The following is a 19,404-nucleotide window of genomic DNA, read 5'->3' as shown; positions in this document are numbered from 1 at the left end:
GTTGAGTTCAAGATTTCACTCTTGAACTTAACGCTTTTCTGAAATTTAAAAGGTTTTAGTTTAAGGTTGTACAATTTTATCAAGATAGTAATTCTGTATCCATCCCCATGCCTGATATTTATAACTGTAGACATATAGATAAGTCATCCCATCTACAAGAACGCTTTCAGTCCCACCGTAGACCATATCGCCGTAAACATGTGAGCCAATATTCACACCAGTAGGTGACGGAGTTTTCCGGAAATTAGAATAATCATTTACTTTATAGTAGGATGACAAAGCCATTATGCTAACTTCTGAATTAGGTGACTGCTGAACAACCGCAGGCGTGGATAATGGAATGATTGCTGTATCGCTTACATCTTGAGCTGCAAAAGCTCCAGAAGCTGGAAGTAACGTTGTGGCGATTAGAGAAGCTGCAATAAATTTTTTTAACATTTGAAATTCTCCTTTTTAATTAGGATTAGAATACTTTACTTTTTGAGTATTAATAATCTCTAGTTGTTGTCAAAAAGGGATTTCTTCTAACATAAGAGAAAGTGAGATTTTATTAAATATAACTGTAACTTTATATAAAACTCCTTTCTATTTACTATTCACTCTATATGTACCAGTGAACAAGTATAATATACCATATTATGTAATGGAAAAATTTGAATTATTTATGTCATTTGGAATTATAATAAGTATATAATTTATGAAATAGTGATAAATCTCATAGCAATAAGCTTGATCCAACGAATGAAATCATAAGATATTAGAAGCTAAAGAAAACATTAATATGTGAAGATGGAGTCGGTTAAGCTTTGTGGTCAAAAAGATTTGTTAGAATATCTTGAAAAGATAATATACAGATGCGTTTTTTAATGTTATCCTTATGTGTTACGTTTTGAAATGAGAAATACGTCAAATGAATATTTGTTGCGTAAATTAAGGAGACCTAATGACATTTAAAGACTTGAATATTATACCCGCAATTTTGGAAGGCTTGAGCAAAGCAAACTATACTGCCCCGACACCTATACAAGAACAGGCGATTCCAGCCGTATTGGCAGGCAGAGATTTGCTTGGCTGTGCGCAAACAGGGACAGGGAAGACGGCAGCATTTTCTGTACCCATCATTCAATTATTAAGCGAAAAGTCGAACGGCCCCAAAGCCGCACGTCATATTCGTTCATTGATTCTAACACCCACAAGAGAACTGGCGATTCAGATCTCGGATAACATTAAGGCTTATAGCCGATACACGGATATTCGTTGTGCTGCTATCGTAGGTGGCGTTTCGCAAAAAGTTCAGGAACGTGCACTCAATCAAGGTGCAGATATTATTATTGCAACGCCCGGAAGACTGATTGATTTGGTCAATCAAAAGCGTATTGATCTGAAACATGTGCAAATACTGGTTCTTGATGAAGCAGATCGTATGTTGGATATGGGCTTCATTCACGATGTGAAGCGAATCATCGCCAAGATGCCGAGCAAGAAACAGACTCTGTTCTTCTCAGCTACCATGCCTCCGGAAATTACAAAAATGGTAAAAACGCTGTTGGTTGATCCGGTAAAAGTAGAAATTACACCCGTATCCTCCACAGTGGATCGAATTGAACAGTCTGTGTATCTTTTAGAAAATGGAAAAAAACAAAGTTTGTTGAATCATATCTTGCAGGATAAGTCCATCGTTTCGGCACTGGTGTTCACCCGTACGAAGCGTGGAGCTGACCGTGTAACTCGCGATTTGTCCAAAGTGAACATTACGGCCCAGGCTATTCATGGCAACAAATCGCAGAACGAGCGTCAAAGAGCTCTGAATAATTTCAAAAGCGGAGTTACCCGGGTGCTGGTAGCGACAGATATAGCGGCAAGGGGTATTGATGTTGAAGAGCTTTCACATGTAATCAACTTCAACCTGCCTAATATTCCAGAAACGTACGTCCACCGAATTGGTCGTACGGGCCGAGCTGGACATAGCGGAATGGCGATTTCATTTTGTGAAAAGGACGAACTTCCATTCCTGAAGGATATCGAGAAAGTAATCAAGAAAACCATTCCTGAAGTGAAAAATCATCCTTATCCAATGACAAGTGTCCCTTCATTTGTGAAATCGAATCAAACATCGAAGTCTGCAGCCCATAAACCCGCAGCCGATAAACCTGCGAAGGCAAAAGCGAATCCTGCTCGCAAGCCAAAATCCGAGTGGTTTAAAAAGAGTGGCAAAGCCAATCACAGTAAACCAAGCCATAGTAAACCAAACAACAATAGCACCAACCATAGTAAACCAAGAGCAGCAAAGTGAATAAAGCTCTTAAAAAATGAGCAAGAAGCCTTCTCCATTTCATGGAGGAGGTTTTTTTGTGAATACAAAATGGATGCGATATTGATAATCATTTTCAATAAGAATAGAATAATAGAGTGGAAGTTAAAAAAAGTCACAAGCTCTTGCATGCATGCAAGAGCTTGAGGCAATCAGGAGGCGTAATTCATGTTCATTCAAACTCGCGTTATGGTAGTGGAAAAAGGTCACAGTCATAAACTGGTGGAACGTTTCAGTGCCCCAAGCCCTGTAGAGGAAATGCCGGGACTGATTGATTTCAGTGTGATGGTTAACAAAAAGAGTAAAGAACATGAAGAAGTAATGGTGCTGATTCGTTGGGAATCGGAAGAAGCATGGAAGAATTGGGAGAAGAGTGATGTGCATATTAAGGGTCACCGCGAGAAAAGAGGACAGGAGAAACCAGAATATTTAATTAGCACTACCGTGAATATGTACGAGGTTCAGAAAGTGAAGACAGCCAGGGTATCTAATGCTTAGTTCAAATGAATTCCTATCACATGATTTATCATGAGATAGGTTTTTTTGTTTGTATATCTGTAGAAGCTGTGTCACATCATTATCGTATAGCGGTCCATCTATAATACTGTCTTAAGAACGTAAGTTGACAGGCTAGAATTATTAAAGTTATTATAGATATCTAAGATCTATAAAGGGGATTGAGCTCATGTCTGATGAACAATTCAAAAAGGACCACACTTCAGTACCATATATTCAATCAACGGATTTCTTATCTAATCTGGGAGTGGATATCTTGTCTTTATTACAGCCACAATCCGGGGAACGTATTCTGGATATCGGTAGTGGCAATGGAGATTTGACAGCAAAGATTGCAGCTGCCGGAGCGATACCGACAGGTATCGATCTATCGGAGAGAATGGTGAAGCTTGCCCAACAGAAGTACCCTGACTTGAATGTTCAGGTGAAAGACGCTTCACAATATCGGACAGATGTACCCTTTGACGCTGTATTTTCCCATGCAGTTATACACTGGATCAATAGTCCAGCGGCTTTGACCCGATCAATCTGGTTGGCCCTGCGCGAAGGCGGACGATTTGTGGCTGAATTTGCTGGAAGTGGAAATATCGCCATCTTGACCACGGCTATGAAGGAGGCTCTGGAGTTGCATGGCTATACGTGGGCAGGACGGAATCCCTGGTATCATCCCACTATTGGTGAATATGCCACCCTGCTGGAGCAAAACGGCTTCCGTGTCACATTCGCTCAGCATTTCGACAAGCCTGCTCCGCTCAAAGGAGAAGCAGGACTACGGAATTGGCTGAACAGTTTTGCTGATTATTTCTTTAATGACGTTTCCTCCGCAGACAAAGAGTCAATCTATCAATCCATTGAGGCACAGGTTAACCCACATTATGAGCGGGAAGGTCAATGGTTGCTCGACACAAGCCGGTTACGTATTATAGCGATCAAGGAACCCTCCTGAGAGATAATCCCTGGAGCGAGTTGAGTTGAATGATGCAAAAAGCTGATTTACATGCAAACGTACATTCGGTATCATTAGATTGGGTAGGATAAGTTTGTCTTCTACGCAAAGGAGAGGTACTGAGTTGGAGAATAAGATCATAGATTACTGTTTGAAGAAAAAAGGTGCCATCAAGGATTATCCCTTCGGAGTTAATCCGGTAGTGATTAAAATTGCAGGGAAAATGTTTGCACTTATTTTTGAGGACAAGGCGGATAATGTTCGCTTGAACCTAAAATGTGATCCGATCATTGCGGAAAACCTGAGAGAGCAGCATGAATCCGTTCGACCGGGGTATCATATGAACAAAAAGCATTGGAACACCATTATTCTCGATGGTTCCTTGTCGGAGCAGGATATCTTTGTCATGATTGACCATTCGTACGATATGGTTGTCAAAACCCTGTCCAAGAGTCTTTTGGAATCCATATCGTAATTAGGTCACATGAAAAGATGATACCAGTGAGCAGTCGGTCGGCGCGAAGCCAGAAAATGCAGCACCTTGCGAAAAGTAATAGCGGTAGTCCCAGGATTTTAACTTCGTATCCTATGACTACCGCTATTTTGTATGCATCCCAAGTGCACGTTATCCCAAATTCATTTGGATTAATGCTCCTACTTGTTCGGACATGACCTCAGGTGAATGAGGCATTTCGTTCTTGATCCACCACTCAACGACCCCGACATAAGACATGACTACATATTGGAGAATGATATCTTCACTTAATCCGGATTTTCTGGCCTGAGATAAGTGCACTTCCTCCTTGAAGTCTTCATTAAGAAACTCAACCAGACGGTTGCGAAATTGTACGGCTCCCTTACTGGCCATCATCGTAGAGAAGAACAGGTAATGTTGTTCCAAGTAGGTAAACCAGGGAACGATGGATTCTTTCCAATCCAAATCTGCAACCGAATGACAAATTTCACTTAATTCTTTGATATGCCCGTCAATGAGCTTGTCCAACAAATCATACTTATCGACATAGTGAAGATATATGGTGCCTCTGCTTACGTCCGCCTTATCGGAAATATCCTGTAGGGTAATATCATCAAAATTTTTTTCTGACATCAACTCAATCACGGCTGCTTTGATGGCTTCTTGTGATTTTCGAATTCTTCGATCCACTTTGGTCATGTGATCCTCACCAAACTTTCTAAGGATAATGAACAATTGTATGTTAAATGTTCACTAATTAACATAATGCGTTCAATTAACAATGGTAAGCTTTCTTATTCCGTCTATAATTATTAACAGATGTTCATTAATATATCAATATGTGTTTTTATACAAAAGCAGATCAAAACATAGTTATCATAACTAAAGTGAGGGGGATGAATGATGCAGCGCTTATGGACGAAGTCATTTATTCTGATGACGCTGGGTTTGCTTTTTTTATTTACTGCATTTTATATGCTGTATCCCACACTGCCTCTTTTCATTAAAGAGATGGGTGGCAATGAAAAACAGGTGGGCTTGGCGATGGGAGCGTTAATGTTATCTTCCGTCGTTCTTCGTCCTTTTGTCGGTGGACTACTGGATCGATTCGGCAGACGTCCGTTTATGATCGGGGGTTTGCTTCTGTTTATATTGGCGATGTATATGTATAACTGGGTTGGTGGAATCATCATGCTGATTGGACTACGTATCGTGCATGGAATGAGCTGGGCCGTTTCCACGACTTCCATGATGACAGCCGTCACGGATATGATTCCATCCGCTCGGCGCGGGGAAGGCATGGGGTGGTTTAGTACGTCTATGACGCTGGCAATGGCGGTTGGCCCCATGATTGGTCTGGGGATTATGCAAGGTACATCATATCAGACGATGTTTCTCTTTGCTGTTGGTTTGTCTGTAGTGGCCTTACTTTTGACGCTGGGAGCAAAAATGCCATTTCAACCACACACGAATAAAAAGAAAATCCAAATCTTCGAAAAATCAGTCTTGCCTGTTATGGCGCCAATCTTTTTTCTTTTTATTGCATATGGCGGGATTACTACGTTTGTGCCTTTGTTTGCCGAGCAGATCAAAGTCAATTCCGGCACATTCTTTCTGGTCTACGCCGCGACACTTGCGCTGTCTCGGCCCATTGCCGGGAAGCTGTCCGATAAGAAAGGAGAGACAGCAGTCATTGTTCCGGCTCTTATCATTGCGATTCTCGCATTGATTGTGCTGAGCTTCTCAACCAGTTTACTTGGCGTGCTCGTTTCAGCGGTTCTGTACGGGATTGGCTTCGGTTCCGCTCAGCCAGCTCTACAGGCCATAACGCTTCGCCTGGCACCCGAGGATCGGAAAGGGGCAGCCAATGCTTTCTTTTCGACGGCGACCGATCTTGGTATCGGACTGGGTGCCATGGTCCTGGGTCTGGTATCCGAATACATGAGCTATCACATATTGTTTATGGTTAGTGCCTTGTCGGTTATGATTTCTTTTCTATTGTTCATTATCTATGTGAGACGTTTGTTGAAATTTAAGCAGTTACCGTCTGCTAAAACAAGTGATTCCGTATCATTATAGTTGAATTGTAGGATGTTCCATCAGAATTGTAGTATAATTTGTGCAGTTAAGAGCGGCAATTATTTCATGATGCGGAGGCTTACTGCATGTTCATTAGAGAGATAGAGGAAAAAGATAATCAAGAAGTAGAGTCTCTGATTCGAAGTTGCCTGATCGAATTTGAGGCCAATAAGACAGGAACGGCGTGGGCTGATCCAAATTTGGGCGATTTTTATCACCTTTATCAACGGGAGGGCTCCAGATATTGGGTGGTTGAGGATAACTCAACCATTGTAGCTGGTTGCGGCATCGGACCGATTGATGGATTTCCACATATTTGTGAATTGCAGAAGATGTATGCTTTGAAAGAAGCACGAGGAACCGGGATTTCATATGATTTGCTTCGGATTTCCCTAGACTTTGCCAAGTACCATTATGAACAATGTTATCTTGAAACGCTTAGCAACATGGTCGCAGCCAACAAATTCTATATCAAGAGCGGTTTTATTCCATTAGAGGCACCGTTAAATGCAACGGAACATTTTGCTTGTGATGCATGGTATATCAAAACATTATAAATTCACACTTCATGCTAAAAAAGCCTAGTTCAAGCGGCAGATTGCCGATCATGAATTAGGCTTTTTGGCATTTTCATATACCCATATACGTTAAAGAAACGTTAAACAGAGCTGCTCCACAATGCGGTCGGGAGAGTTGCCGCGTACGTTTTTTTGAAACAGATACGAATCATTGCTCATGGCGGTCAGAAGGATGTCCGTTTTGAACAGACTGATGGACTGCGATCCGTCGGTCTCTGTTGCTATTTCTTCGAATAATTCGAATAGCTGTTGATGCAATTGGTCATATAGGGGACTTGAGGTTCTGGAGTCTGAACCCTGATATACCGCATTCTCGATGCCCGAGAGCAGTTCCGCATTTTTCTCTCTAAACTGGATAAACAACGTCAACAGACCACGCAAGCGCTCAGATGGTGGATGTTGTGCGTTCTCCTGCAAATATATCTCCACATCATCGAAGAACAGCGCTGCGTTATCTTTAATCAAGTCCATACATAACTCACTCTTGTTGCGGTATCGGCGGTATAAGGTGCCCGCTCCAATCTGCGCTTCGGAAGCGATCTGATTCATGCTGACCCGCTCGACACCGTGCATCTCGAATAATCTGAAAGCCACATTCAAAATACGTTGGCGGTTCTCAGCAGCATCCCGTCGTTCCGAACGAGAGGTTGTATTGGTTTTATCCACTGTCTGTCACTTCCTATCCTTCAACCTCCAAAATTTGACAAGGGGAGAACTCTCCGTTTAATATCAAGAAGAGATTAAGCGGAGAGTTCTCCCCTTAATCTTAATCAAAATGAGAGGGATGTGCAACCTGTGGAGAGTCATCATAACAAAGCTGCACTTCTGGTCATGGATATACAGAATATCATTGTATCGCAATATGCGAAGCACGAGGATGCACTGTTGCCGTTTCAGAAAGCGGTAGAAGCAGCTCGCAGACATAACGTACCCGTGATTTTTGTGAAGGTTGGTCATCGCCAGGAAGTTCCTCCAATAAGTGAGCGCAACAAGTTGTTTGGAAAAAAGTCTAGCCGCGGTGATGGAAACGAAGCCAATCCGGCGATGAAAGTGGCAATGGACATTCATGAGTCGGTGCAGTCGCTCCCAGAAGAGTTCATTGTGGACAAGTTCCGCGTCAGTGGATTCTCGGGAAGTGAATTGGAAAACCTCCTTCAATCCCATGGCATCAATACACTGGTTCTCAGTGGTATCGCAACAAGCGGAGTAGTTCTTTCTACATTATGTGAAGCGGCGGATAAGGACTACGCGCTGACCGTACTTTCTGATGCTTGTCTGGACAGGGACCCTGAAGTTCATCGTGTTCTCGTCGAGAGTGTATTCCCCCAACAGGCCGATGTGTTGGCTGTAGATGATTGGATAAATGCATTAATTTAACCTAATAAAATTGTCGAAGCGAAAGGGTGGTTATAATGAGCGAGTTAGATCTTAATGCTTCACAACAAGCAGCGCTGAGCCTGTTTAGTGGGGATAGTGGTGAAAACCCGTTTTCACTTATCAAGCAGTTGCGTGATACAGGTCCTGTTATTCCAGTATCTTTGCCAATGGGTGGTACAGATCGCGGGCAGTGGTTGGTCACACGAATGGAAGAAGCTTCACAGGTACTCAAAGATCATGCCCACTTCACGGTAGACCCTCTCTCCATCGACGGTAATGAGAATATTCTGAAAGCCTATGTAGAGAACACAGATCCAGATGCCCCTCCGACGTTCTTCACCGGAAAATCGATGCTCTCTGTAGATGAGCCTGATCATCGGAGATTACGCCGGCTGGTCTCCAAAGCCTTTACGCCGAAATATATGGAAAGTCTTCGCCCGCGTGTACAGCAGATTGCTGATGAATTACTGGATCAGGTTCAAGCCCAGGGCGAGATGGATTTGGTCAAGGACTACGCCTATCCCTTACCGATCCATGTGATATCCGACATGCTGGGAGTGCCTAAAGCAGATCGCCCGCAGATCCAGACATGGTCCTCCGCGATTGCACATGGTCTGGGCCTCGGAGTGCGTGAACCGGGAGTGGAGGAACATCTCAAAGCTTTCGGTGACTATACCGCACAGCTGGTAGCTGAGAAACGCAAACATCCTGCGGATGATTTGATTAGTCAATTGATTGCTATAGAAGAAGAGGGCGATCGACTCAGTGAACCGGAACTGTTATCCATGATAACGTTATTGATCTTTGCTGGTCATGAGACGACATCCAATCTGATTGCTACAGGTGCAATGATGTTATTGGATCATCCTGAACAATTGGAGAAGCTCAAGGCTGATCTCAGTCTGGCCCCGTCTGCTGTCGAGGAATTGCTGCGTTTTAATGGGCCTGCAACCATTGCTGGTCCTCGTTTTGCGACTCAGGATATGGAGCTGGCAGGACAACTGATTAAAAAGGGGGATATGGTCATCCCCGTGTTGAAATCTGCCAATCGGGATGAGCTTCAGTTTGAACAGCCAGAGAATCTGGATGTTACACGTCATATTAATCGTCATCTTGCTTTTGGCCATGGCATTCATTCCTGCTTGGGGGCTCCACTTGCGCGTGTGGAGGGAGATATCGCCTTTACAACATTGTTAAGACGCATGCCTAATCTGCGACTTAATGTTCCTCGGGAAAACATTGAGTGGCATTTGGCGCTAAGTTCACAGAGCTTGGCTGCCTTACCTGTCGCTTTTTAGCACAAAGAGTTGGATCTTTTATTGGTAAGAGGAACATATACACCCAAAAAATCCGCCAAACATGGCGGATTTTTTGGGTTAGGCTATAAGTTTTATTACGATAGGCGACACTCCAGAAATTGTATGAAAAATAAGAAGAATGATGAAGTAAAAAGTAATTTGATACAAAATAAATGATTTGTTACAATATTATCGACTGAATTAAACTATTCGATTACATTTGCTGTTTCATAAATACATAAGAGGTGGTGAACGAATGCTTGAGCTGAGTTTTGATAATCCGGATGAGCTGGTCACGGTTACACATGCTTTATCGACCCGATCCAGAGTGGATATTCTCCGACTGCTGATTTCCCAAAACCTGAATATAGTAGAAATCGCGGAAGCTCTCAAACTTCCGGTATCGACAGTAGCCAGTAATATCAAGGTTTTGGAAGCGGCACGGCTGATAAATACGGAACTGCTGCCCGCCTCTCGCGGGGCCATGAAGGTATGCAGTCGCAATTACGATGATATTCATATTGCTCTTAATCTGGAGAAAGCAATTCCCAAAGGTGATATTCAGGTATACGAAGTGGATATGCCTATTGGTCACTATAGTGACTGTGAAGTGTCACCAACCTGCGGCATGGCGAATGGCGAGGGTATGATCATTCGTGAGGATGAACCTGCCAGCTTTTTTCATCCAAAGCATGTTGGAGCGCAGATTATGTGGTTTCGCAAGGGATATGTCGAATATTTGATGCCGCTGGAGATTCCGAGAGAAGCGGTAATCGAATCACTGGAACTGTCTATGGAGATGTGTTCTGAGGCACCGAACTACGATCATAATTGGCCTTCCGATATCTCCGTATGGATTAACGGTGTGGAAATTGGCATGTGGACATGTCCTGGTGACTTTGGAGATCGGCGCGGAAAGCTCAACCCGGCTTGGTGGTTTGAATGGTCAACACAGTATGGATTATTAAAGACATGGCGAGTGGATAAAAATAAAACGACGCTGGATATGGAGAAAATTTCAGCAGTAGATCTGGATCAGCTTAACCTCCAGAACAGCCACAAATTAAGGGTGCGGATTGGCATTAAACCGGATGCCGTTCATCAAGGAGGGGTAAATCTCTTTGGAAGACAATTTGGAGATTATGACCAAAATATCAAAATGACTGTACATTATGCTATTCATTAGAATGCCATAAGGGAGAAAGGCCTTGGTTGCAGATATTATGTAACTAAGGCCTTTTTTTAATTAATAATTACATTAAATATGTTTGAAAGCGTTGACACATGCGAAATACCCTTATATAATCCCCTATAGATACAGTAATAATGTAACAAAACAATTATATCGTTTGTATCTACAAATTAGAGTAAAGGGGATACTCGCATGAAAAAGAAGATCGGCAGGTTAGCACTGATATTATTGCTCTCATTCTCTACCGTTTTAAGTGCATGTAGCGGAGGCAGTAACGGGGCTGGGGATAGTGGCTCCGGTGATGGAAAAGTGACATTGTCCTTCTGGACGCTGTTCGATGGTGGTGATGGCGCCAATATGCAGACATTGGTCGATGAATTCAACAAAACCCACCCGGACATTGAAGTCAAGAATACCAAATTGGCCTGGGGCGAGTACTATACGAAACTCGTTACAGCTGTTGGTAACGGTAATGGACCGGACATTGGCATCTCCCATTCCTCCAGACTTCCTGATCTGATTGATCAAGGAGTAGTTACAGAGCTAGATACTCCCGCTACGGATGCAGGTGTGGATTGGAACACCTATAACCAGAATCTTTTGGATGCGGTTACCGTAGAAGGTCAACATTATGCGGTCCCTATTGACACACATCCCTTTATCATGTTCTACAACAAAAAACTTTTAAAAGATGCAGGCTTGCTTGGTGAAGACGGGAAACCGATTCTGGAACAATCAGCTGACGGATTTGTAAGTTTCCTTCAAACGTTAAAAGAGAAGCTGCCTGCTAAAACTACCCCGTTTGCATTGTCCAATAATAATGATGACCCTTATCGCTTGTGGTGGTCGCTGTACTCCCAGTTGGGTGGCAACGACGTGGTGTCGGATGATCTGAAGTCCGCAGCCATTGATAAGGAGAAAGGCATCAAAGCCGCAGACTATATCCAGAAGCTTTATACCGAAGGCTATATCAAGAAAAATGATCCGGACTTTTATAAAAATTTTCAAAGTGGCACAGCCGCCATTATCATGACAGGTGTCTGGACGACAGGAACATGGGAATCCACCAAAGGACTTGAGTTTGGAGCCATGCCAATTCCGAAATTCTACGATCAGGAAGCAACATGGGGAGATTCTCACACGATTGTTTTGCCACTGACTAAAGATGAGGACCCAGCTAAACGCAAGGCAGCAATGATCTTTGCTGACTGGGTTGCTGACAATGGTCAGGTCTGGGCGAAAGCTGGACATATTCCATCCAAGCCTTCCGTACTGGAAAAACAGGAATTCAAGGATCTGCCATACCGCAGCGATTATTCCGAAGTGGCAAGTGTGGTGAAATTCAGCAAACATTCCACCAAAAATGCACAAATCCGCGATGAAGCTGCCTTTAAATTTTTGAATGAAGTATGGATGAACAAAATGACCCCTGCGGATGCCATGAACAACATGGAGACAGCCATTCAGAAAATACTGAGCGAATAGAAGGAAGACGGGTCACGCAAGCCGTGCGTAGTCATCATCTGTAGACAAGAAATCGCCGGCTTGTGTGCCAATCAAAGGGGAGACGCATATGAAGATCAAAAAAATGAGAGCGGATTTGCAGGCATTGGTATTTCTGCTTCCATTCTTAATTGTTTATGGTTTATTTACGATCTGGCCCATGATTAAAGGCGTGGAGATGACCTTCTACAAATGGACATTGATCAAGAAAATGGATTTTGTTGGCCTGGATAACTTCCGAAAAGTTCTTCAGGACAGAGAGGTTTGGGAAGCGATCTGGCATTCTACCTTTTTTGTTTTCTTGAGTACACCGACCATGATTATACTCGCGATTCTGCTGGCTATGATTGCCAACCGTAAATCGTCTTTGCAAAAGTTCTACCGCATCATCTTCTTTATACCAAGCGTACTCTCCGTCGCCGTCGCAGCTTATCTGGGTTTATTCGTATTTCAGCCTTACACGGGATTTGTCAATTCCGTCCTGCATCTTGTCCAATTATTGCCTCAAAATTCCGAAATTTTCTGGCTGACGGAAACCGGGCTCGCTTGGGTCGTTATTACCGTAATTACCTTGTGGTGGACAGTCGGATTTAACTTTATTTTGTATCTTTCCGCCATGCAGGAAATACCGGATGAAATTTATGAAGCAGCAAGGCTGGATGGTGCAAGTGATAATCAAATATTCTGGAGGATTACACTTCCTTATTTGAAACCATTGACCAAAACCATAACCATGTTGCAGATCATCGCTTCATACAAGGTCTTTATGCAGATTTATGTCATTACGGGCGGGGGACCGCTGGATCAGACACGTCCGATTATTCAATTAATCTATCAGACTGGATTCAAGAACAACAACCTTGGTTATGCCGCAACGATGTCCTATATTTTATTCGTGATCCTGCTGGTGCTGTCGGCGCTGCAATACTGGATGACTAACCGGAAAGGGGCGGAAAACTGATGAAATGGCTGTATCGCATAGGTTCTGCGTTGATGGCGGTTATGTTTGCGGCCCCACTTGTGTGGATGCTGATGGTCTCCATTAAAGAAGAAGGCATGAAGATTATTACAGTCCTGGACTGGTTTAAACCTCCTTACTCGCTGGCCGTCTATAACGAGATTCTGACAACGACAAAGCTGTCACAGTGGGTGGTTAACAGTTTGTTTGTCGCGGTGGTTGTGACCGTGCTGACTGTTATTTTCGCCGCCATGGCCGGATTTGCCCTGTCCAAAGTACCGTTTCGTTTCCGTACATTTGTTTTCTTTTTCATTCTTGGCGGGCTGCTGATTCCTGGTGAAGCTACCATTATTCCACTTTATCAGGTAGCCAAAGATCTTCATTTGCTGAATTCATACAGTGGATTAATCATTCCTGCGTTGGCTTCGCCTGTAGCAGTTATTGTACTTAAAAGCTTCTTCGATGGAATTCCCAATGATCTGTTGGAGAGCGTACAAATTGACGGTGGGGGATTTTGGCGGATTTTCACCAGCATTGTACTGCCGCTGACCCGGCCAGCGATGGCTTCCATGGCCATCCTGACGTTTATTGGTTCATGGAACAATTTTCTTTGGCCTTTTCTTTCGATCACCGACGATAATCTGTTTACACTGCCAATGGGAATTCCCACGCTGATGGGACAGTACTCAGAGGATTATGTTAAACCGATGGTTATCAATGCCGTCGCTTCAGTTCCTATCATTATTTTATTTGTCATCTTTGAGAAGCAGATTGTCAAAGGTATCAGCATGTCTGGTATTAAGGGTTAACACTTTTTCAGGCCAACGAGCCAAATATAGAGGAGATCGGGGAGAACAATATGACTACAAAATCTTATAGCAAACATTATCCAAGACCACAATTTGTCCGCAAGGAGTGGCTGGATCTGAACGGGGAATGGGATTTTTCCTTCGATGATGGCAAGGTAGGCGAAAGCGAGCACTGGTATGATCAAGAACGATTTCCGAAGGGGACCCAAATCATTGTTCCTTTTACCTATGAAACCAAAGCAAGTGGAATCGGGATCGAGACGTTCCATCCACGGGTCTGGTACCGAAGAAATGTGTTGATCCCGCAGGAGGCCAGAGGAAAAAGGACGATCCTTCATTTTCAGGGTGTGGATTACAAAGCAAAATGCTGGGTTAACGGGACTGTTGTCGGAGAGCATGAAGGTGGCTATGCTGCCTTTTCCTTCGACATTACGCCTTATATTACGTATGGTTCAGAGAACAATATCGTGCTTGAAATAGAGGACAGCCAGAGTGCAGTGCAGCCTCGGGGAAAACAACGCTGGGTGGATCAAAATTTTGAATGCTTTTATGTACAGAGCACCGGGATCTGGAAAAGTGTATGGCTGGAATATGTGAATGAGGCAAGAATTGATGCGGTCAAAATGACACCGGATATCGATCGACATATGATTCGATTGGACTTTCAGCTGCATGGAATTGAAGGCAGGAACAACCTGCGTCTGGAGACACGCATTGAGCTTAATGGACAGCATGTACAAACCATCAGCCTGTCTCCCGACAGACCCTGGATGACGATAGAGGCCAGCGTGAAACACGAGGCTGGCGGTCCGTGGAAACAGTCGTTGTGGTCACCGGGATCACCGAACCTATACGATATTGAGTTTGTTTTGTACGAGGACGAGAAGGAAAGCGACCGGGTTCAGTCCTATTTTGGCATGCGAAAGATATCGATTGAAAACGGGCAGATTCTGCTGAATAACGCTCCATTGTACCAAAGAATGATTCTGGATCAGGGCTATTGGACGGATAGCCATTTGACCCCACCTTCAGTGGAAGCACTGATTGAGGATATCGATAAAATTGCCGAGATGGGATATAACGGAATCCGTAAACATATGAAACTGGAAGATCCACGCTTTTTGTATTGGTGTGATGTGAAAGGCATGCTGGTCTGGTCAGAGATGGCGGCGACCTTCGAATTCAATGACGAGGCTGTGACCCGCTTCACCAAAGAGTGGCTGGAAATTGTACCTCAGCAATATAATCATCCATGCGTAATTACCTGGGTTCCATTCAATGAATCATGGGGTATACCGACCATTGGTCACGAGGTAAGGCAGCAGCAATTTACGCAATCCATTTACCATCTGACCAAGGCCATTGATCCGTATCGTCCGGTCATTACCAACGACGGATGGGAGCATACGGTATCAGATATTTTGACCCTCCATGATTATGTGGAGACGGGAGACGCTTTTCTGGAGCGCTATCAGGATAAGGATATGATTGTAACGAACCAGATCGCATCTAACCGATGGAAATTTGCTTTTGCTGAAGGATATACGTACAAGGGCCAACCCATCATCATTAGTGAATTCGGCGGTATTGCTTTCCAATCGGATAAAGGCTGGGGATACGGAAACCAAGTGGATTCGGTTGAAGCTTTCCTCGAACGTTTCCGTTCCATCACCGGGGCAATTCAATCCATTCCCTATATCTCTGGCTATTGTTACACACAGCTTACGGATGTGCAGCAGGAGATCAATGGCCTGTTGACGGAAGACCGTAAACCGAAGGTTCCACTGGAAGAGATTCGTAAAATCAATCTGGGATGAAGTCTGGACTATATGCTAGAGATCAACTTAGAACAGGAGAGCTGAACATCATGCTGCGACAGGATTATCCAAGGCCGCAATTTGTGCGGAAGGATTGGATGAGTTTGAACGGGGAATGGGAATTTGAATTCGATGATCATAACAAGGGACGTTCGGAAAATTGGAATGAAGGCAAACAAGCATTCAGCCGCCGAATCCAGGTGCCATTTGCTTTTCAAAGTCAGCTGAGCGGGATAGCAGATTCCAATTTTCACGATAATGTCTGGTACAAACGGACTTTTGACATTCCAGAGAACTTCACCGGTAAACGGCTGCTGCTGCACTTCGGAGCCGTGGACTATGAAGCCTCTGTATGGGTAAACGGGAAACTGGTGGTTCGGCATGAGGGCGGACACACGCCATTTCATGCCGATATTACGGATGCTCTGCTGGAAGGAAGCAATGTGCTGACCGTACAAGCGATCGATTATAGCAGGGATGTAACGCTACCGCGTGGGAAGCAGTTCTGGCAGGAGCAATCTGCCCAAATTTTCTATACCCGCACTACTGGAATATGGCAATCGGTGTGGCTCGAAGCTGTTGCACCCGTTCATCTGCAGAAGGTGCGCCTGACTCCCGATATCGATCGCAACGAAATCAAAGTTACGGCTCATCTTCAAAGGGAACAAACTGATCCAAGGGATTGGGACGCTCAGGATGTTAGACTGCGTGTGCACATTGCTTATCAGGGGGAGCAGCTGTCTGAGGATGAATATCGAATTGGCGGGAGGACAGAGACCCGTACCATCGGTCTTCATACCTTTAACGAGCATGGTCTTGGCAGGCTGTGGTCCCCAGAGCATCCCAATCTGTATGACATTCATTTCACTGTGTTGGTGGACGGTGTACCAGTCGATGAGGTCGACAGTTACTTCGGCATGCGCAAGATCTCCATTGAACAAGGCAAGCTGTTTCTGAATAACCGTCCATATTATATGAAGCTCGTTCTGGATCAAGGGTACTTTCCGGATGGAAATCTGACCCCGCCGAGTGACGAGGCTATCCGGCGTGATGTGGAATTAACGAAGGAAATGGGATTTAACGGCGCCAGAAAACACCAGAAGATTGAAGATCCAAGATATCTGTACTGGTGTGATCAGCTGGGGCTGCTGGTGTGGGGAGAGATGGCGAATGCGTACGATTTCTCCGAACAGTATGTTGCCCAGGTAACACGCGAATGGCAGGAGGCGCTGGAAAGGGACTACAATCATCCATGTGTTGTGGTCTGGGTACCTCTTAATGAAAGCTGGGGCGTTCCCCATATCCTGACCAGCAAGGAGCAGCAGTATCACGCCTTGTCTATGTATTATTTGACCAAATCGCTGGATTCCACTCGTCCGGTCATTTCCAATGATGGCTGGGAGATGGTACAGACCGACTTGTATAACATTCATGATTATGAATGGAGAAGGGAAGTTCTGGAGGAACGCTATCGCAGTCGTGAAAACGCGGTAAGCGCCCTTCCGGGCAGTCGGAATCTGAGCGTGGGTGGCTACCATTATGAAGGACAGCCTATCTTAATTACCGAATTCGGTGGAATCGGTTATAAGAAAAGTGACTGGGAAGGCTGGGGTTACTCCGGAGCGGAAAATGACGAGGATTTTGCCCGGCGGTTGCATGCCGTAGTACAGCCGTTATTGAATTCTCCGGTCGTCGAAGGATTTTGTTACACACAGCTGACGGATGTAGAACAGGAGATTAACGGTCTGCTGACGTATGACAGACAGCCCAAGATGCCGATGGAACAGATCCGTGCCATTATAGAAGGGCAATATCCATCGTCCGCTGGTGAATAAGGAGGGGAACGCATGTTGAACACAAGGGAGACAAGTAATTCCTGGGAAGGCGATTTTCAAGGGGAAAAGGCCATTTACCTACGTTTTGGTTCCAGTGAGGCTGTAATGTTGCCGGAGATAGGTGGTAATCTGGTCGCTTTTCGTGATCTTGAGCGAGGGCTTCGCTTCCTTCATGAGCCGTCACCCGAAGAAATGGAATCATTCAAGACAAGACCGATGATTCATGGGATCCCCGTCCTGTTTCCCCCGAATCGCTATGAGGACGGGCGGTTTGCCTGGAACGGAGAGACACTTCAGTTCCCGGTCAATGAGGAAGCAACAGGAAATCATTTGCACGGATTTTTGTATAATACGCCCTGGGTTGTAGATGAGTATGGACATACCGAGAAGGAAAGCCATGTGTCGGTGTCTATTACCGTAGATGAAACTCATCCCGTGTATGTGACCTTTCCTTTTCAATTCAGTATTACATTGCGCTACTCGCTGAGCAGTGATGGACTTATGCAGCATGTCAGGATTCGCAATCATGGAAACTCCTGCATGCCTTGCCTAATCGCTTTTCATACCTCAATCAATGCACCGTTTAATACGGGAGGATCGGCTTCTGATTACAAGCTCAAGCTGACCATCGGAGACAGATGGGAATTGGATCAACGTATGCTGCCAACGACACGTTTCCAGCCCCTGCTTCAGGAGGAAGAGCTGATGCGTGACTCCGGGGTATATCCGTTCTTTGCAGAAATGGATAACCATTACACTGCTGTACCGCAAAACGGAAGGAACCGGATGGAGCTTCAGGATACGAAGAGTGGAATGACACTGATCTACGATGTGGGAACCTCCTATAAACAATGGATGATCTGGAACAATAATGCGGAAGAAGGCTTTTTCTGTCCCGAACCCCAGATCAATCTCGTGAATGCACCGAATCTGGATATGCAGGTTGAGGAAGCTGGATTATTTAGTCTGGAGCCGGGAGAGATTTGGGAGGAAACGAGCAGATTATATCTGCGTCAATCGTAAAAATAAAAAATGAAGGGGAGCAGCCAGGACAGCTAATGCTGTGATCGCGCTGCTCCTTTTAAAACCAATAAAGGAAGTATCCTGTTTGAAAAAAAAGGGTAGCAACCGACATTTGTTGGTGGAGAATCTTCCTTGGGCCCCATGCTGGTTTTAAAATAAAATAATGCCAGCGGCTCCGGCAACAATGAGAATCAGAAGGGGATGAAGCTTGTACTTGAACAGGAGAAACAAACAAAATCCACTAATAAGCAGTGTCGCAATCCATACCCAGCTTATGCCTGCGTCTTCACTTGGATAACCAAAATGAATGGCAGCATAGATAATGAGTCCTGTCGTCACTGGGCGCAAGCCATATAAAGATGACTTGACCCATGAATTGTCATGCATCCGATAAAATAAGGCAGAAAGTAGTACAATTACGACGAGTGAGGGCAATATCATTCCTGCAGTAGAGACAGTGGCTCCGATATAACCTGCCGTTTTATAGCCAATCAACGTCGCGGCATTGGTTGCAATCGAGCCGGGCGCCATACCGGCCAGCGCTACGGTTTGCTGGAATTCTGCGCTTGTCAGCCAACCTTTTTCCGTGACCTCGTGTTGAATGATCGGGATAACGGCATAACCTCCACCAAATGAAACGAGGCCTACACGTATAAACATCTTGAACAGGTCCCAGTACATGTCAAT

At 44.5% G+C, this 19,404-nt stretch carries 19 protein-coding genes; 15 read left to right on the top strand and 4 right to left on the bottom strand.

The window, feature by feature from the left end:
• Positions 1 to 60: 60 nt before the first annotated feature.
• On the bottom strand, positions 61 to 438 hold the full coding sequence (locus AMS66_RS18980; RefSeq protein ID WP_053782287.1) for a hypothetical protein: 378 nt from the start codon (positions 436 to 438) through the stop codon (positions 61 to 63).
• 505 nt (positions 439 to 943) lie between these two features.
• On the opposite strand from AMS66_RS18980, the gene AMS66_RS18975 reads away from it, so the two are divergent.
• From AMS66_RS18975 to AMS66_RS18960, 4 genes are all read left to right on the top strand, one after another.
• Entirely contained in the window at positions 944 to 2,293 is a 1,350-nt protein-coding gene (locus tag AMS66_RS18975) for a DEAD/DEAH box helicase (RefSeq protein WP_053782286.1), read from the top strand.
• A gap of 186 nt (positions 2,294 to 2,479) precedes the next feature.
• Complete coding sequence (locus AMS66_RS18970) at positions 2,480 to 2,809, top strand: antibiotic biosynthesis monooxygenase (RefSeq protein ID WP_053782285.1); 330 nt, start codon at positions 2,480 to 2,482, stop codon at positions 2,807 to 2,809.
• A gap of 187 nt (positions 2,810 to 2,996) precedes the next feature.
• A complete protein-coding gene (locus AMS66_RS18965; protein WP_082350785.1) occupies positions 2,997 to 3,773 on the top strand; it encodes a class I SAM-dependent methyltransferase in 777 nt (258 codons plus the stop codon).
• A gap of 124 nt (positions 3,774 to 3,897) precedes the next feature.
• A complete protein-coding gene (locus AMS66_RS18960) occupies positions 3,898 to 4,248 on the top strand; it encodes an MmcQ/YjbR family DNA-binding protein (RefSeq protein WP_053782284.1) in 351 nt (116 codons plus the stop codon).
• A gap of 150 nt (positions 4,249 to 4,398) precedes the next feature.
• Here AMS66_RS18960 and AMS66_RS18955 read toward each other — a convergent pair whose 3' ends face one another.
• A complete protein-coding gene (locus tag AMS66_RS18955; protein WP_053782283.1) occupies positions 4,399 to 4,947 on the bottom strand; it encodes a TetR/AcrR family transcriptional regulator in 549 nt (182 codons plus the stop codon).
• 204 nt (positions 4,948 to 5,151) lie between these two features.
• On the opposite strand from AMS66_RS18955, the gene AMS66_RS18950 reads away from it, so the two are divergent.
• Both AMS66_RS18950 and AMS66_RS18945 read left to right on the top strand, forming a co-directional pair.
• A complete protein-coding gene (locus AMS66_RS18950; RefSeq protein WP_053782282.1) occupies positions 5,152 to 6,327 on the top strand; it encodes an MFS transporter in 1,176 nt (391 codons plus the stop codon).
• Between the two features lie 86 nt (positions 6,328 to 6,413).
• On the top strand, positions 6,414 to 6,884 hold the full coding sequence (locus AMS66_RS18945) for a GNAT family N-acetyltransferase (protein ID WP_053782281.1): 471 nt from the start codon (positions 6,414 to 6,416) through the stop codon (positions 6,882 to 6,884).
• A 90-nt stretch (positions 6,885 to 6,974) separates the two neighbouring features.
• Here the strand turns inward: AMS66_RS18945 and AMS66_RS18940 are convergent, their stop codons facing one another.
• Complete coding sequence (locus AMS66_RS18940; RefSeq protein WP_053782280.1) at positions 6,975 to 7,571, bottom strand: TetR/AcrR family transcriptional regulator; 597 nt, start codon at positions 7,569 to 7,571, stop codon at positions 6,975 to 6,977.
• A gap of 129 nt (positions 7,572 to 7,700) precedes the next feature.
• On the opposite strand from AMS66_RS18940, the gene AMS66_RS18935 reads away from it, so the two are divergent.
• The 9 genes from AMS66_RS18935 (at position 7,701) to AMS66_RS18895 (ending at position 18,717) form a co-directional block, all read left to right on the top strand.
• Entirely contained in the window at positions 7,701 to 8,282 is a 582-nt protein-coding gene (locus AMS66_RS18935; protein ID WP_053782279.1) for a cysteine hydrolase family protein, read from the top strand.
• Between the two features lie 35 nt (positions 8,283 to 8,317).
• Complete coding sequence (locus AMS66_RS18930) at positions 8,318 to 9,580, top strand: cytochrome P450 family protein (protein ID WP_053782278.1); 1,263 nt, start codon at positions 8,318 to 8,320, stop codon at positions 9,578 to 9,580.
• A 256-nt stretch (positions 9,581 to 9,836) separates the two neighbouring features.
• On the top strand, positions 9,837 to 10,766 hold the full coding sequence (locus tag AMS66_RS18925) for an ArsR/SmtB family transcription factor (protein WP_053782277.1): 930 nt from the start codon (positions 9,837 to 9,839) through the stop codon (positions 10,764 to 10,766).
• 198 nt (positions 10,767 to 10,964) lie between these two features.
• Complete coding sequence (locus tag AMS66_RS18920) at positions 10,965 to 12,257, top strand: ABC transporter substrate-binding protein (RefSeq protein ID WP_053782276.1); 1,293 nt, start codon at positions 10,965 to 10,967, stop codon at positions 12,255 to 12,257.
• A gap of 88 nt (positions 12,258 to 12,345) precedes the next feature.
• A complete protein-coding gene (locus AMS66_RS18915; protein WP_053782275.1) occupies positions 12,346 to 13,236 on the top strand; it encodes a carbohydrate ABC transporter permease in 891 nt (296 codons plus the stop codon).
• A complete protein-coding gene (locus AMS66_RS18910) occupies positions 13,236 to 14,042 on the top strand; it encodes a carbohydrate ABC transporter permease (RefSeq protein WP_053782274.1) in 807 nt (268 codons plus the stop codon). Before AMS66_RS18915 ends, AMS66_RS18910 begins: the two co-directional genes overlap by 1 nt.
• A 50-nt stretch (positions 14,043 to 14,092) precedes the next feature.
• Positions 14,093 to 15,859, top strand: a complete 1,767-nt coding sequence (locus AMS66_RS18905) for a glycoside hydrolase family 2 protein (protein WP_053782273.1) — start codon at positions 14,093 to 14,095, stop codon at positions 15,857 to 15,859.
• A gap of 50 nt (positions 15,860 to 15,909) precedes the next feature.
• Complete coding sequence (locus AMS66_RS18900; protein WP_144424538.1) at positions 15,910 to 17,694, top strand: glycoside hydrolase family 2 protein; 1,785 nt, start codon at positions 15,910 to 15,912, stop codon at positions 17,692 to 17,694.
• 12 nt (positions 17,695 to 17,706) lie between these two features.
• Positions 17,707 to 18,717: an aldose 1-epimerase gene (locus tag AMS66_RS18895; protein ID WP_053782271.1), complete on the top strand. Its 1,011-nt coding sequence runs from the start codon at positions 17,707 to 17,709 to the stop codon at positions 18,715 to 18,717.
• A gap of 150 nt (positions 18,718 to 18,867) precedes the next feature.
• Here AMS66_RS18895 and AMS66_RS18890 read toward each other — a convergent pair whose 3' ends face one another.
• Positions 18,868 to 19,398 carry a chromate transporter gene (locus AMS66_RS18890; protein ID WP_053782270.1) on the bottom strand — a complete coding sequence of 177 codons (531 nt, stop codon included), beginning with the start codon at positions 19,396 to 19,398 and terminating at the stop codon, positions 18,868 to 18,870.
• Positions 19,399 to 19,404: the final 6 nt, after the last annotated feature.

It is taken from the genome of Paenibacillus xylanivorans (assembly GCF_001280595.1).
Classification (GTDB): domain Bacteria; phylum Bacillota; class Bacilli; order Paenibacillales; family Paenibacillaceae; genus Paenibacillus; species Paenibacillus xylanivorans.
The sequence above is the reverse complement of the archived record's forward strand: the minus strand, read 5'-3'. Positions and strand labels throughout refer to the sequence as shown.

What these genes read in the sequence shown, in the direction of transcription:
- AMS66_RS18915 (WP_053782275.1), top strand. Translation starts at nt 12,346, where the DNA reads ATGAAGATCAAAAAAATGAGAGCGGATTTGCAGGCATTGGTATTTCTG.
- AMS66_RS18920 (WP_053782276.1), top strand. Translation starts at nt 10,965, where the DNA reads ATGAAAAAGAAGATCGGCAGGTTAGCACTGATATTATTGCTCTCATTC.
- AMS66_RS18930 (WP_053782278.1), top strand. Translation starts at nt 8,318, where the DNA reads ATGAGCGAGTTAGATCTTAATGCTTCACAACAAGCAGCGCTGAGCCTG.
- AMS66_RS18975 (WP_053782286.1), top strand. Translation starts at nt 944, where the DNA reads ATGACATTTAAAGACTTGAATATTATACCCGCAATTTTGGAAGGCTTG.
- AMS66_RS18970 (WP_053782285.1), top strand. Translation starts at nt 2,480, where the DNA reads ATGTTCATTCAAACTCGCGTTATGGTAGTGGAAAAAGGTCACAGTCAT.
- AMS66_RS18965 (WP_082350785.1), top strand. Translation starts at nt 2,997, where the DNA reads ATGTCTGATGAACAATTCAAAAAGGACCACACTTCAGTACCATATATT.
- AMS66_RS18980 (WP_053782287.1), bottom strand. Translation starts at nt 438, where the DNA reads ATGTTAAAAAAATTTATTGCAGCTTCTCTAATCGCCACAACGTTACTT.
- AMS66_RS18895 (WP_053782271.1), top strand. Translation starts at nt 17,707, where the DNA reads ATGTTGAACACAAGGGAGACAAGTAATTCCTGGGAAGGCGATTTTCAA.
- AMS66_RS18955 (WP_053782283.1), bottom strand. Translation starts at nt 4,947, where the DNA reads ATGACCAAAGTGGATCGAAGAATTCGAAAATCACAAGAAGCCATCAAA.
- AMS66_RS18925 (WP_053782277.1), top strand. Translation starts at nt 9,837, where the DNA reads ATGCTTGAGCTGAGTTTTGATAATCCGGATGAGCTGGTCACGGTTACA.
- AMS66_RS18890 (WP_053782270.1), bottom strand. Translation starts at nt 19,398, where the DNA reads ATGTACTGGGACCTGTTCAAGATGTTTATACGTGTAGGCCTCGTTTCA.
- AMS66_RS18910 (WP_053782274.1), top strand. Translation starts at nt 13,236, where the DNA reads ATGAAATGGCTGTATCGCATAGGTTCTGCGTTGATGGCGGTTATGTTT.
- AMS66_RS18900 (WP_144424538.1), top strand. Translation starts at nt 15,910, where the DNA reads ATGCTGCGACAGGATTATCCAAGGCCGCAATTTGTGCGGAAGGATTGG.
- AMS66_RS18950 (WP_053782282.1), top strand. Translation starts at nt 5,152, where the DNA reads ATGCAGCGCTTATGGACGAAGTCATTTATTCTGATGACGCTGGGTTTG.
- AMS66_RS18905 (WP_053782273.1), top strand. Translation starts at nt 14,093, where the DNA reads ATGACTACAAAATCTTATAGCAAACATTATCCAAGACCACAATTTGTC.
- AMS66_RS18945 (WP_053782281.1), top strand. Translation starts at nt 6,414, where the DNA reads ATGTTCATTAGAGAGATAGAGGAAAAAGATAATCAAGAAGTAGAGTCT.